Annotated in this window: 14 protein-coding genes and 2 other RNA genes; 10 read left to right on the plus strand and 6 right to left on the minus strand. The window is 36.0% G+C overall.

The genetic code is table 11. From position 1 onward, the window contains the following. Positions 1-316 precede the first annotated feature (316 nt). Together EK386_RS18060 and ssrS (EK386_RS18065) are read left to right on the plus strand one after the other, a co-directional pair. On the plus strand, positions 317-511 hold the full coding sequence (locus EK386_RS18060) for an aspartyl-phosphate phosphatase Spo0E family protein (RefSeq protein WP_246027723.1): 195 nt from the start codon (positions 317-319) through the stop codon (positions 509-511). A 302-nt stretch (positions 512-813) separates the two neighbouring features. Then, a non-coding RNA gene (ssrS, locus tag EK386_RS18065) (6S RNA) lies at positions 814-1,002 on the plus strand. A gap of 106 nt (positions 1,003-1,108) precedes the next feature. Here ssrS (EK386_RS18065) and EK386_RS18070 read toward each other — a convergent pair. Continuing rightward, positions 1,109-1,453 (minus strand): LysR substrate-binding domain-containing protein, encoded by a 345-nt coding sequence (locus EK386_RS18070; protein ID WP_126660580.1) that lies wholly within the window; start codon positions 1,451-1,453, stop codon positions 1,109-1,111. Positions 1,454-1,661: 208 nt separating this feature from the next. Between EK386_RS18070 and EK386_RS18075 the strand changes: the two genes are divergently transcribed. Further along, positions 1,662-2,108 (plus strand): VOC family protein, encoded by a 447-nt coding sequence (locus EK386_RS18075; protein ID WP_126660581.1) that lies wholly within the window; start codon positions 1,662-1,664, stop codon positions 2,106-2,108. Between the two features lie 160 nt (positions 2,109-2,268). Then, positions 2,269-3,825 (plus strand): histidine kinase N-terminal 7TM domain-containing diguanylate cyclase, encoded by a 1,557-nt coding sequence (locus EK386_RS18080; RefSeq protein ID WP_126660582.1) that lies wholly within the window; start codon positions 2,269-2,271, stop codon positions 3,823-3,825. A gap of 134 nt (positions 3,826-3,959) precedes the next feature. Here the strand turns inward: EK386_RS18080 and EK386_RS18085 are convergent, their stop codons facing one another. Beyond that, positions 3,960-4,715 carry an SDR family NAD(P)-dependent oxidoreductase gene (locus EK386_RS18085; protein ID WP_126660583.1) on the minus strand — a complete coding sequence of 252 codons (756 nt, stop codon included), beginning with the start codon at positions 4,713-4,715 and terminating at the stop codon, positions 3,960-3,962. Positions 4,716-5,182: 467 nt separating this feature from the next. Between EK386_RS18085 and ssrS (EK386_RS18090) the strand changes: the two genes are divergently transcribed. Both ssrS (EK386_RS18090) and EK386_RS18095 read left to right on the plus strand, forming a co-directional pair. Next, positions 5,183-5,371: non-coding RNA, 6S RNA (gene ssrS, locus EK386_RS18090), on the plus strand. Positions 5,372-5,604: 233 nt separating this feature from the next. Further along, on the plus strand, positions 5,605-5,859 hold the full coding sequence (locus EK386_RS18095) for a hypothetical protein (RefSeq protein WP_126660584.1): 255 nt from the start codon (positions 5,605-5,607) through the stop codon (positions 5,857-5,859). 237 nt (positions 5,860-6,096) lie between these two features. On the opposite strand, the gene EK386_RS18100 is transcribed toward EK386_RS18095, so the two are convergent. Next, positions 6,097-6,993: a tyrosine-type recombinase/integrase gene (locus EK386_RS18100; protein ID WP_126660585.1), complete on the minus strand. Its 897-nt coding sequence runs from the start codon at positions 6,991-6,993 to the stop codon at positions 6,097-6,099. A 221-nt stretch (positions 6,994-7,214) separates the two neighbouring features. On the opposite strand from EK386_RS18100, the gene EK386_RS18105 reads away from it, so the two are divergent. Then, positions 7,215-7,502 (plus strand): AbrB/MazE/SpoVT family DNA-binding domain-containing protein, encoded by a 288-nt coding sequence (locus tag EK386_RS18105; RefSeq protein ID WP_126660586.1) that lies wholly within the window; start codon positions 7,215-7,217, stop codon positions 7,500-7,502. Between the two features lie 150 nt (positions 7,503-7,652). Next, a complete protein-coding gene (locus tag EK386_RS18110) occupies positions 7,653-8,216 on the plus strand; it encodes a GNAT family N-acetyltransferase (RefSeq protein ID WP_126660587.1) in 564 nt (187 codons plus the stop codon). A gap of 386 nt (positions 8,217-8,602) precedes the next feature. Here the strand turns inward: EK386_RS18110 and EK386_RS18115 are convergent, their stop codons facing one another. From EK386_RS18115 to EK386_RS18125, 3 genes are all read right to left on the minus strand, one after another. Next, a complete protein-coding gene (locus EK386_RS18115) occupies positions 8,603-9,715 on the minus strand; it encodes an RNA-guided endonuclease TnpB family protein (protein ID WP_126660588.1) in 1,113 nt (370 codons plus the stop codon). Positions 9,716-9,726: 11 nt separating this feature from the next. Further along, positions 9,727-10,125 carry an IS200/IS605 family transposase gene (gene tnpA, locus EK386_RS18120; protein WP_126660589.1) on the minus strand — a complete coding sequence of 133 codons (399 nt, stop codon included), beginning with the start codon at positions 10,123-10,125 and terminating at the stop codon, positions 9,727-9,729. A gap of 101 nt (positions 10,126-10,226) precedes the next feature. After that, on the minus strand, positions 10,227-10,583 hold the full coding sequence (locus EK386_RS18125) for a hypothetical protein (protein ID WP_126660590.1): 357 nt from the start codon (positions 10,581-10,583) through the stop codon (positions 10,227-10,229). Between the two features lie 260 nt (positions 10,584-10,843). On the opposite strand from EK386_RS18125, the gene EK386_RS18130 reads away from it, so the two are divergent. Continuing rightward, positions 10,844-11,647 (plus strand): ParA family protein, encoded by an 804-nt coding sequence (locus EK386_RS18130; protein ID WP_126660591.1) that lies wholly within the window; start codon positions 10,844-10,846, stop codon positions 11,645-11,647. Between the two features lie 5 nt (positions 11,648-11,652). Beyond that, positions 11,653-11,916 (plus strand): type II toxin-antitoxin system HicB family antitoxin, encoded by a 264-nt coding sequence (locus tag EK386_RS18135; RefSeq protein WP_126660592.1) that lies wholly within the window; start codon positions 11,653-11,655, stop codon positions 11,914-11,916. Positions 11,917-12,043: the final 127 nt, after the last annotated feature.

Genomic DNA, 12,043 nt, shown 5'->3' on the forward strand with positions numbered 1-12,043 from the left:
AAACATTAAACGGCTTGAGTCCCCTGGAATACAGAGCTCAAGCCGCTTAAAGCATTTTTATTATTTCCACTGTCTACTTGACAGGGAGCAGTTCAGCAATCAACACCTCGGCTTATTTTTTTGTTATATTACCTGTTCTTATACTTAAACATTGAAAAGCTTCATTAGAGCGAGTGTGTGGTCCCTACACGAAATCCTTTTTACTATATTGAAATTTAAAAAATGTCAAAAATTTTAAATTTTTTTATTCCATTACCTGGTAATATAACCTTATAATAAATGTAGTTTATGGGATAATATAGGGGGAAACATCAATATGGTAGAAGAATGCTTAACAGATTTCGAAATGAAATCAAAATATTTCAAATTACAAGCGCAAATGATCAATGTTGGAATTGTAAAGGGATTAACACATCCAGAAACCATTAAATGCAGTCAAGAATTAGACATGTTGATCAACCAATTTCAAAAAATTAATCTTGTAAACAGTGAGATGGAAATCACTGAATAGAACATTGAAAACGGAGCAATCCTTTTTCAATGTTCTTTTTATATATAAAAGTTATATAATTATTATATAATATTTATATAGAAGTGTTGGTTGTTATACCTGCTATATCAGTGACAACTTAAACTCGAATGGAGCATAGTTGAGGTTATAGTCGTTATAACCGGAGTGATATAAAAGCTATATTACTGAATATCGCCATAGCTCGCGTAGTTTTCGAGTAGGTTTTTCGCTCCTTGGCTCGTTCCCCCTTTATTTCCATAAATAATACATTGATTTATATAATAATTATTAGTAATATATAGTTACAGCTGCGATGTACGTAACAATATTAAGTTTTAACCTTTATGCTGTAAAAGGGAGTTTTAGATCGAAGGTGGAATGGCGAGCGTCACTTGTGTGCATGACGATATACAGGAAATCTTTTGCGAACACCCACTTTGAGGAGTGGTGGTTTAAAACTTTCTATCATATTACGGCAAAGCGGCTTAGCGTTTAATAGTGAGCTTCCAAAGCACTCGATTCGGGTGCTTTTTTTTTGCCCCATTTCTAATTTTAGAAGTGGGGCATTTTTCGTCCCTTATTTCAAAAGGAAGTTCATTAGGACTTGATATATTCTAAAAATTTTTTTACCATACCATGTTGCGCATCCTTTTTTGAGATGATACACCCATAGTAAAGATCCGAATCAAACGTAAAATTATTTAGAGCAAGGGGAACAATCCGCCCGGTTTCAACAAAGGGATCATCAATTAAAGAATAATTCGATACTAATCCAATGGCTAATCCTTCCGCTACGGTTTTTTTAATCACTTCCGTATTCGATGTGTGAAAAAGAACGTTCATTTCACCGTAAACTTTCTCATAAGAATGAATGAAGTTTTCCAAAAATTGACTCATATACAGGACAATTGGATAATCAGCTAAATCCTGAAGCGTTACCAGTTGTTGAAAAACTAACGAGCAGCCTCTAAGTGTAAATTTTTCCGTTAATTACCTAAACAAGTAATTTCCCTTCTCTTTTATGTAGATTATTTCTAGTCTTATATAGAGTGGTTATAATCCCCCTATTTAACAAAAATCCCCCATTAGGTTAACATTAAAAATAAAGAAGAATTTAGAAAAAGCACCGCTATTAAAAGGGGGAAACAACATGATAAAAGGTTTATATGAAGCGCATTTGCCAGTTAGCAATTTACAACAATCTATTAATTTTTATGAAAAAATCGGTTTAAAACTATATAAAAAGTATGAGAAAGTTGCGTTTCTTTGGATTGAAGAAGGGAAAAGTTGGATTGGTTTATGGGAAGGACCCCAAGCGGAAATTCCTTATCACGTTTCATTAAGACATATAGCTTTTTACGTAGAACTAGAAGATATGAAGAAAGCGAAGAGTTGGCTAAAAGAAAGAGGCATTGAAGTAAGGGACGAATTTCGAATGGGAGCAGAAGAACCAATCGTTGTTCCAAACCAAGCTCACGCAATGATTTACTTTGACGACCCAGATGGAAATAGCTTGGAATTAATTACAAGATTACCAAAAGAAATTGATCAATCAGAAAAAATGTATTTAAGCAAATGGGAGGAGTTCTATTCATAACCCTATTCACTAGTTGTAATTGTTACAGCGGGGATCAATAACAGGGTGTTATAGCAGATATATCAATCTGTAAATTCTAGTATATTATAAGTACCACTAGCCATAGGTAAGCAGTATTATAATAAAAGGAAGTTATTTTATTATACTGGAGTAAAAATATATGGCTGAAGAGTTGTTCATATGGATATTATTAATTATTTTTGCTGGGGTTTTAAGTTTAAGCTTATGTTTGTTTTCACATGTTAAATTAAAAAACGCTCCCGGTGTTCGACACTATAAAATTGTTACACTATTATCTACTATATTTGCTTTTGCTTATGCTTTTGAATTAGCAAGTACGTCACTAAAGGAAATTAAATTTTGGTTAGGTATCGAGTATTGCGTGATGCCATTCATTCCTAGCTTTATTTTGTTCATGTGTTTTGAGTATGTTGGAGTGAAGATTAAACGATTGTTCTTTTCAATGGTACTCCTCATCCCACTATTAACTGTGTTTGCCCATCATACGAATGAGCTGCATCATCTCTATTATTTGTCGATTGATTTACAAAGTGATACGCCCTTTCCCATTGCTGAAATGGAATATGGACCACTTTTTTATGTTCATTCCTTGTATCTTTTCTTATGTCTTTCGATTAGTGTAATTATTTTATTAATGCAATTAAAAAAATCGTTATTCCGCTTTAAGTTGCAGATCCTAACAATGGTTGCAGGACTCCTTATACCTGTTATTGCAAATAGCTTTTATTTAAATGATTTAAGTCCTTATGGGATTGACCTCGGTCCTGTTTCCATGAGTGTATCTTTTATTCTTCATGGAATTGCATTATTATCATTCCAAATGTTTTATGTACTGCCTATCGCAAGGGAAAAGGTATTTGAAAATATGCTTGAGGGCGTTATCGTTTTAGAACATAACGGAGCAATTGTGGATTATAATAATGCCATTTCATATGTACTGCCCATGTTAAATTCCTTTTCCATTGGCAAGCACATCGAAACGGTACTTGCTGAAGATCGAAAACTAGCAGACCTGATCCTTCAGGGTGAGGAATGTGACTATGAGTGTGTAAAAGACGGCCAAACCCTATACTTTCAAGTTCGTTTTTCACCGGTCATGAATAAAGATGGGATTACGCTCGGTACAATTGTTACGTTTGTTAATATTACGGAACGAGTAGAGATGCAGGAAAAACTGCGACATCTAGCAAGCTTTGATGGTTTAACAAACATCTATAATAGAACCTACTTTATGGAGAAATCAATTAAAAAACTAGATTCCATCGAGGAAGCTTCATTGATCATGTTTGATATTGATCATTTCAAAGTTGTTAATGATACATACGGACATGATGTAGGGGATATTGTTTTAAGTCATGTAGCGAATTTAGCAAAAAATAGCTTAGGACCACAAGATATAATTGGGCGTTATGGCGGAGAAGAATTTATTATTTTTCTACCAACAACAAATATAGAAAACGCATTTCAATTAGCAGATACGATTAGAGGTAGAATTTCGGAATACTCTGTAAGTGCGGAAGACTATCATATTGATGTTACGTCTAGCTTTGGAATCGCGTATATTGAAATGACACCTGGTAATCAACAAGCTGCGATGAAACAAGCTATTAAAAAAGCAGACCATGCACTCTATGCAGCGAAGAAAAATGGACGAAACATCGTGCAAACGTTTAAGGAAGATTTACCAATCGTATAGGGAAACAAAGATAGCCATGACAAATAGCTGTTCTATCAGTTATAGCCGCTATATCACGGAATTCACGTATAAATAAAAGTGCATTGAACAAACAGATGTAGACCTATTTGTTCATGCACTTTTTGAATGTTAACTTATGAGGCACCCATTCCACCGTCAATGCGATATTGAGCCCCAGTGATAAAGGTACTATCATCACTCGCAAGGAATAGTACCAGTTTCGCAATGTCTTCGGATTCTCCATAACGACCTAGTGGGATAGCTTGAGCCATTGCTTCTTGTGTTACATTCATGCCTTCTTCTAGAGAACGCATCATTCGTGTATTAACAGGCGATGGATGGATTGAGTTCACGCGAATGTTCGAGCTTGTGACTTCAAGTGCTGCAGTTTTCGTAAGGCCTACGACTGCATGTTTAGATGTGATATAAGGTGCGACACCTGGACTACCGCTTAAACCTGCCACAGAAGAAGTGTTGATGACGCTACCAAATCCTTGTTTCGTCATGACAGGAAGAACATATTTTAACCCTAAAAATACGCCACGTACATTCACGTTCATAACCAAATCGAAGTCTTCCACCTTTTGATCCACAAGTGGTGCTACTTTCCCTTCGATGCCAGCATTATTAAAGAACACATCAATGGTTCCAAATGCCTCTACCGTTTTATTCACGTAATTTTGTACATCCGCCTCTTTAGAAACATCTGCTTGAACTGTAAGCACTTCACCAAATTCAGCTAAATCGGCTTGTGCCTTATCAAGAGCTTCTTGGAATAGATCAACTAAAACAACCTTAGCGCCTTCTTTCAGGAATGTTTCGGCAGTTACTTTACCGATTCCACCTGCGCCTCCTGTAATGACAGTAACTTTATTTGATAGTTTCCCCATAAATTATCACCCCTGCTACGTATTTAATTTAAATATAAATGAATAGGGATGAAGTTTAAATAAAAATTCAGAATAGTATGAAAATTATCGGAACTGATATAGGGAATTATCTTGTACCTTACTAGTAATTTGAGCTAAATAAAAAAACCCGGAAATTATTCCGGGCATGATTACCACTTACTATTCATCCTCCATGACACACTGCCTCGCTTTTCGCATTTTATCTTAAGATCTACCTAAGACAATCTTGCTTTTGCTTCTTCAGTATCGATGGTCCTTCTGAGCTAATGCATCCCACTCATCGGGTTAACCCTCCTAGTCATTTGGATTCGAAGTGAAATCTTTAATAGTATGGAACGGTTTGTGTTTTTTATACACATTTTTTTAATACTAGTGAAATTGATTTTTTTATCACAATTTCCATAAACAAGTACTTGTTCAACTTAATATTTTCTAGTAATATAAGATTGAAGCTGCGATGTACGTAACAATAGTAAGTTTTAACCTTTAAGCTGTAAAAGGGAGTTTTAGATCGAAGGTGGAATGGCGAGCGTCACATTCGTGAATGACGATACACAGGAAATCTTTTGCGAACACCCACTTTGAGGAGTGGTGGTTTAAAACTTTCGATAAACTTGCGGCAAAGCGGCTTTTGCATCTCATAGGTTACCTTCCGAAGCACTCTTAAACGGGTGCTTTTTTTGTTTTTAACGCTATTCATGTACCTTTCACCCTCTTTCATTTTCCTCTTCGTTCTTTAATAATTCCCGCATGTACTAACTGTTGAAGAAGTTTGGATAAATTTAGAGAATGAATGTTTAAAATCTACTAAAATTGAACACTCTTTATAGTAATAAAGAAAAGTAGATTACTATTAAGGAGTGGTGTTATGGGAATTCATAGGGTTGGCGAATACGAAATTGCGATAAAATTCATTGGGGTCCAATCAAGAATGGCGGTGTGGGAGTATCTGATTAAGAAGGACGGACAATATTTAGCTTCTAGCGAGTATCATCCAACATCAGAACTGGATGAAAGAAAGGCACTTCTTGAAATTGCGCTTGATGGTTTATTTTACGTAGGCAAACAATTAGACGAGCTTGAAAGAAGGTATTCAAAAAAATCAGAACCTTACTATCATTGATATTTTCGCAAAACATGATTTTCACTAGTTTCTACTATTATATAGTGGCCACTAGCAATTTGCATTTTGTTAGTGATCTCCCAGGAAGAGATAAAACTTATGCTATTCCAAATTGGCTGTTTTTCAGGAGTAATAAAATGCTCACCAAAGTAGAAATTTATACATTCCAAATTTCTACTTTTGCGAGACAGTTTAAGTTTTTGTAGTGTTCTTGGTGTTGCAAGGTCCATTTATACCTCACAAAAAATCATCCACATCACTATAATCCACTTCCAGGTAATGCTGGGAAATGGTTTGCAGGGATTTATGACCTGATTGTTTAGCGATGGTTGGTAAGTCCGCATGTTTTCGATGCATATGGGTAATTTGGGTTTTGCGTAATGTGTACGGCGCGAACCCTAACCATTCATGGATTAAGCGATTGTAACTTCTTTCGGTAATCATGCGGTTTCGGTAATTTCCCCAGCGATCCGCCGCCCCAATAAAGTAATCGGTTGGCTTAAGGTCATGCGTTTTCACATATTTTTCAATCGCCTTCACACATTCCAACGTTAGCCGCTTCTCCTTGGTTTCTCCTTGCTTTTTCAACACAACGAATACGATGCGATGCTCCAAATCAAAATCCGCTACTTTTAACCGCACCATTTCGGAAGGGCGATTGGCGGTAATTAAATTGACAAAACAGATAGCACGTTTTCGGATGTCCGCTCTTTGGGATGTATCGTATTTATTAATCAGCTGCAGCACTTCTTCTTGCCGTTCTGCCCGCACCCCTCGCATGGCTTTTAGACGAATATAGTCTTCCGTATTATACAATTGGCGAATGAATTTGATTCGTTTTTTTTGTTCCTCTGTTTGGGTAAGTTCGAATACATGGGTTAAATAAAATTGAACACCAGCCAACCGTCGATTAAAGGTGGACAGTTTGATGCGTTGATCAACAATGGAATGATGTAAATATTTTTCCAGGGCATCAAAATCAGGTATGCGATTTTCATCCTGACAGAAGACAGAAAATTTAGAGAAATCAGGTCGATACATTTCGATTTTTTGTTGGACCATTTGTTGCAACGTATTTTCCAACTTTTGGTTCGTCTGCAAACTACTCAACGGAATAATTTGGTTATCTTCCATTTCCTAACACCAACCTTTCTCTTACCAAAAAGGAGAAAATTCTTTCTTTTATTCTAGCATTCTATACGTCTAAAAAGGAATCTTTTTTGTCTTTGAAGGGTCATTCATTATTTGATAAATTTTAAATTATTTATTTTTTAAATTTATAAATTAGTTTAAAATTAAAATAAACAATTTAAAGAAATAAAGAAATAAAGAAATAAAGAAATGAGGTTTTTATAATGTCTTCACCGAAAAAAGTGAAAGTATCGAAACAACGACAAATGACCATCCCCAAAGAATTTTTTGATGCACTGCACATACAAGAGGAAGTTACGGTCGAATTAGTCGAAGAGGGACTCCTAATTAAACCGGTTCATAAATTACCGGATGATTTTGCGGAACAAATTTTAGAGAGTTTGGTGGCGAAAGGATTCAGTGGACAGGAATTGGTGGAAAAGTTTAAAGAAGCGACTCAATCAACGGGTTGGACGACTTTTCGCGCGATGAATCAAAATGACACTATATAATAGTAGAAACTCATGAAAAATAGCATGATGCGTTTCGCCAAATCAATGCGTTGAACACTATAATCACTTTTTTATTTTCCCTAAACCAAGTAGTAAATTATGTTAGCATGGTTATAGCGAAGTCATTTTTAACAATGAGGAGAGGTTGCAATGAACATAGATACGGAGACATTCCCCGTACTAGAGACGAAACGATTGGTATTACGACAAGTGACACAAGAGGATGCAGCGAGTGTCTTTAGTTATCTATCTGATGAAGACGTAATGAAGTATTATGGATTAGAACCTTTCACATCAATAAACAATGCTTTAAATGAAATTTCCTGGTATGAATCTATACGAGATAATAAAACAGGGATGAGATGGGGAATTACTTTAAAAGAGCAAGGAATTGTTGTGGGCAGTTGCGGTTTTCACAACAAGGTTGCTCAACATTTCCGTACAGAAATTGGCTTTGAATTAAGTAAAGAACAGTGGGGAAAAGGGATAGCGAGTGAGGCAGTTGAAGCAATCATCCGTTATGGCTATGAACAGATGAATTTTCAACGGATTGAAGCATTAATCGAGCCACCAAATCAAGCATCACAAAAGTTAGTAGAAAAGTTAGGCTTTGTTAGGGAAGGGCTATTACGAAATTACGAATTCACGCGTGGCAAGTTTGATGATTTATATATGTATTCGTTGTTGAAGCAAGACTTTGATAAAAAGAGTTAATGTAAATCTATTTTGTTTGATATGCCTTCATCTATAAACTGTTAAAATAGTGAGAAAGAATAGTAACGATTCGAGTACGAAAAAAGGCTTAGCTCTCTATGTAAGAACTAAGCTTTTTTATATTCCATAGCCCTTTTGAAAGTAGTTGATTGCTATAGCTGTTATAGCAACTCCGAGCCGGATTAGAAGGCGATTATTTGTGGATCAACAAGTTTTTTGTTTTCGGAGCTTGATTATCTTGCGCATAGTGTTGCGCGTTCGTGAACTACCCACCACTTAGTTCACCTTATGGTTTACTTGAAGTGGGGGCTTCTCGACTTATCGTTACTTTTACGAGCTAACGAAAACTGACCGAGCTAACCCTCTTGTTCCAAGAGTTTTTGTTTCTATGATAAGGCTAATAGGCGTAATCCTTCATTTTTGATATTGATGGCTGAATTATAGTCGCGATCAGCCACATAGCCGCAAGAACATTCATAGGTCCGTTCAGATAGGTTCATCGGTTTTTCTGCACCGCAATAAGAACATTTCTTAGTAGAAGGGAACCACTTATCAATTTTCACAAGTTGTTTCCCCTGTTCTTTTAGCTTGTACGATAAGAAAGTCGTGAACATGCCCCAACCATTGTCGTGAACACTTTTGCCAAAGTGAAGAGCTTGAGACATGCCTTTCATGTTCAAGTCCTCGATTATGACAGCGTCAAAGTTGGCAGCTAATTCTTTTGATTTATGGTGAAGAAAATTCATGCGTTGGTTCGCTACTTTTTCATGTAATTTCGCTACTACTAGGCGTTGCTTGTTCCAACGTGCAGAACCCTTTTTACGTTTAGACAGAATTTGTTGTGCTTTTGCTAACTTTTCTGACATTACACGATAATAGCGAGGATAATTGGCTTTCTCATTCTCGCTGCTTACGTATAATTCAGCCATCGCAAAATCTAGCCCAACGACATTTTCTATTGTTTTAGGCTGTATGTCTTTTTCGTATTCTGTTAGTACCGACACATAATATTTTCCTGACTTTGTTCTGGAAATGGTACAGGATTTCAGTTTGTAATTCTCAGGAATTTCTCTGTGCTTTTTGATTTTTACAAGTTTTAGTTTTGGGAGTTTGATATGACCGTCTTTTAATTCGATGTTTCCATTGACTAAGTTCGTCGTGTAGGATTGTTTCGCTTTACGGTTCTTGAACTTTGGAAATTCTGCATTTCCTTCAAAGAAGTTCTTATAAGCCGTTTGAAGATGGATTTGTGCGTTCGCCAAAGCTAAGGAATCTACTTCTTTTAAGAATGGGAATTCACCTTTATATTTTGCAGGAGTCGGAAACTTTTGCTTTTTAAGCGTTTCTTTATCGTCTTTGAACTTTTCATACGTATCTTTGCGTTCCGCTAACATTTTGTTATAGATAAAGCGAACACAGCCAAATGTTTTTGCTAATAATACGGCCTGTTCTTTGTTTGGCAACAATCGAAATTTGAAGGCTTTGTTTTGCTTGGTCATATCGATTCACCTCACTTTTGACCTTGATTTTCAATATAGTTTTTGAGGGTATCTATTGGAGCACCGCCTGTTGTAAGCAGGCAAAAACTTCTTGACCAGAACATCTCTTTCCAAAGTTTTTTTCTGATATGCGGAAAGTCTCTCTTGATCAATCGGGAACTAGCACTCTTATACGCATTGAAGAACTTTGATAATTCAGAGTTTGGATGTGATTTGAATAAGATCTGGATATGGTCTTGATCATGATTCCATTCCACTAAAGAAATATTATACTTACTTCCAATATCAGTGAACATCTCTTTAGCAAAATCAGATAGTTCACTGTCAAACACTTGTCTACGATATTTTACAACCAGTACAAGATGATAATACATTAAGAACACTGAATAATTATTACTATCTAGTTTCATTGTCATATTAGTCCTTTATTCTATATAAGACTGCTTATACCAAAATCTTTGGCTAAGGCCAACCGAAATTCATCTCCCACCTACTCATTGGGTTATACCCTTCACATTCCTTGAGGATGGGAGACTTCTTTCGGAAATCTGTTAAAGTATTCTCCCTGAGATAGAGATTTTTCCCCAGTTTGGATGTAGCCAAAATCAATTAAAATCTCCTTCACCACACGACCGATCGTACGTCTCGTAAAATGGTCTGTTAAATCCAAATCCGAACGGTTACTATACTTTTCTTCCAATTCCTTAACGACACCTTCAAGTGCTGCTTGGTTATTATTGCAAGCTTGTATCATATTAAATACTTGAGTTGCTTCCTCTAACCATGAAAATAATTCATTGAAAGATACATTGTCTTTAAATCCATTGCAGGTAGGGTTATTTTCAAAAAAACGATCGATGACACTCATTAAAAAGCCTCCTCAAAATTGTGGTTTCACCATATACAAATAATACTATAAACCAAAAAATGTAAATACTTTATTTTACAGTAGACTTGTATGCGCACGTCTATTTCTTTTCGTATTGCCATTTCTGTGAGAGATCCAAAGGGAATTTTCTAGTTTTCTAATCTATCTAACTTGTTCTCAAAATCCAAAAATTATATAATAACGATATAAAACTTATATAACTTCTATATAAAAATTATGCGAAACAAGGAGGAGTGCGCATGAGTTATGTGCTATCGGTCATGAGTACAAAAGGCGGCGTCGGAAAATCAACGTTATCAAAATTTTTAGCCATCACCTTTGAGGAAATGGGGAAAAGCGTGTGTGTCATTGATTTATGCCAAAATGGGAGTATTTCAACGGGCTTTTTAAGCGATCGCGATTCGTTCAAGTATACGACCTACGACTGGCTAACGGGAGCGTGCAAACCGTCTGAAGTGGTACAACGATTTGAGGAATCGGGCATTTACTATATTCCAAGTAATGAAACGATTGACGATTTTGAGCGTTTTGCGGAAAAAAAATTCACGGCCGCTAAACGTCTTCATGCCATTAAAGAAAAAGTCGAGCCACTGAAAAAACTCTTTGATGTCATTATTTTTGATACCCATCCATCTGAAAACAGTGATTTGGTATCCTATGCGATCGCCGCAAGTAACTATTGTTTAATTCCCCTTGAAACGGATTTGGATTCGGTACTCGGCACAAAACGAAGCGTAGAGATCATCACCGAATTTATGGACATGCAAGAGCTGGATTATGGGATTGTGCCGAATAAAGTGTCACAAACGAATTTCAAATTAAAACGCCAATTGCAACATTTTATCGATGAATTAGTGGAGGCGGGCATTCCAAAAGAGAAGTTTTTATCCACGATTCGCTACTCGGATGTCATCTCAAGTTCGAAAAATGAAAAAACGATGTTAACGGAATACAAAATGAATAAATACGCGCAAAAAATTATGGGTGATTTTAAACAAGTTGCAACCGAAATTGATGCCGTGTTAGCAAAAGTAGAGGTGTAAGAAATATGAATAAAAAAATCGATTTAGATGCGTTAGATGCATTAGACCAAGCGGAAACAACCGAGGCAAAAAGCGAAAAGAAACGACGTAATGTAACCGATCGTTTTAAAGAAGAAAAGCGAAAAACCGTGACATCCATTTCGGTGCCAACCCCACTTCTTCACGCTATTAATGATTATTGTGAGCGAACAGGCATGTCTAAAGCGGCCTTCTTCTCGCAAGCAGCTCGTGAAAAGCTAAAAAAAGAAGACCTTGATACAGAGTTTTAATATAATTTGTATATAATAATTATATAGTAACTATATAACTTTTATATAATTAGTCATTAAGTACTTTTGTTATTTAAAGAAACGAATAACCGAAGCGAATAAAAATCGCCTCGGTTTTTTTCGATTC

The sequence above is a fragment of the Lysinibacillus antri genome (genome assembly GCF_003977595.1).
Taxonomy (GTDB): Bacteria; Bacillota; Bacilli; order Bacillales_A; family Planococcaceae; genus Ureibacillus; species Ureibacillus antri.

Coding starts and splice junctions, on each gene's coding strand:
- EK386_RS18080 (WP_126660582.1), top strand. CDS start 2,269: ATGGCTGAAGAGTTGTTCATATGGATATTATTAATTATTTTTGCTGGG.
- EK386_RS18100 (WP_126660585.1), bottom strand. CDS start 6,993: ATGGAAGATAACCAAATTATTCCGTTGAGTAGTTTGCAGACGAACCAA.
- EK386_RS18110 (WP_126660587.1), top strand. CDS start 7,653: ATGAACATAGATACGGAGACATTCCCCGTACTAGAGACGAAACGATTG.
- EK386_RS18060 (WP_246027723.1), top strand. CDS start 317: ATGGTAGAAGAATGCTTAACAGATTTCGAAATGAAATCAAAATATTTC.
- tnpA (WP_126660589.1), bottom strand. CDS start 10,125: ATGAAACTAGATAGTAATAATTATTCAGTGTTCTTAATGTATTATCAT.
- EK386_RS18075 (WP_126660581.1), top strand. CDS start 1,662: ATGATAAAAGGTTTATATGAAGCGCATTTGCCAGTTAGCAATTTACAA.
- EK386_RS18135 (WP_126660592.1), top strand. CDS start 11,653: ATGAATAAAAAAATCGATTTAGATGCGTTAGATGCATTAGACCAAGCG.
- EK386_RS18125 (WP_126660590.1), bottom strand. CDS start 10,583: ATGAGTGTCATCGATCGTTTTTTTGAAAATAACCCTACCTGCAATGGA.
- EK386_RS18105 (WP_126660586.1), top strand. CDS start 7,215: ATGTCTTCACCGAAAAAAGTGAAAGTATCGAAACAACGACAAATGACC.
- EK386_RS18085 (WP_126660583.1), bottom strand. CDS start 4,715: ATGGGGAAACTATCAAATAAAGTTACTGTCATTACAGGAGGCGCAGGT.
- EK386_RS18115 (WP_126660588.1), bottom strand. CDS start 9,715: ATGACCAAGCAAAACAAAGCCTTCAAATTTCGATTGTTGCCAAACAAA.
- EK386_RS18130 (WP_126660591.1), top strand. CDS start 10,844: ATGAGTTATGTGCTATCGGTCATGAGTACAAAAGGCGGCGTCGGAAAA.
- EK386_RS18095 (WP_126660584.1), top strand. CDS start 5,605: ATGGGAATTCATAGGGTTGGCGAATACGAAATTGCGATAAAATTCATT.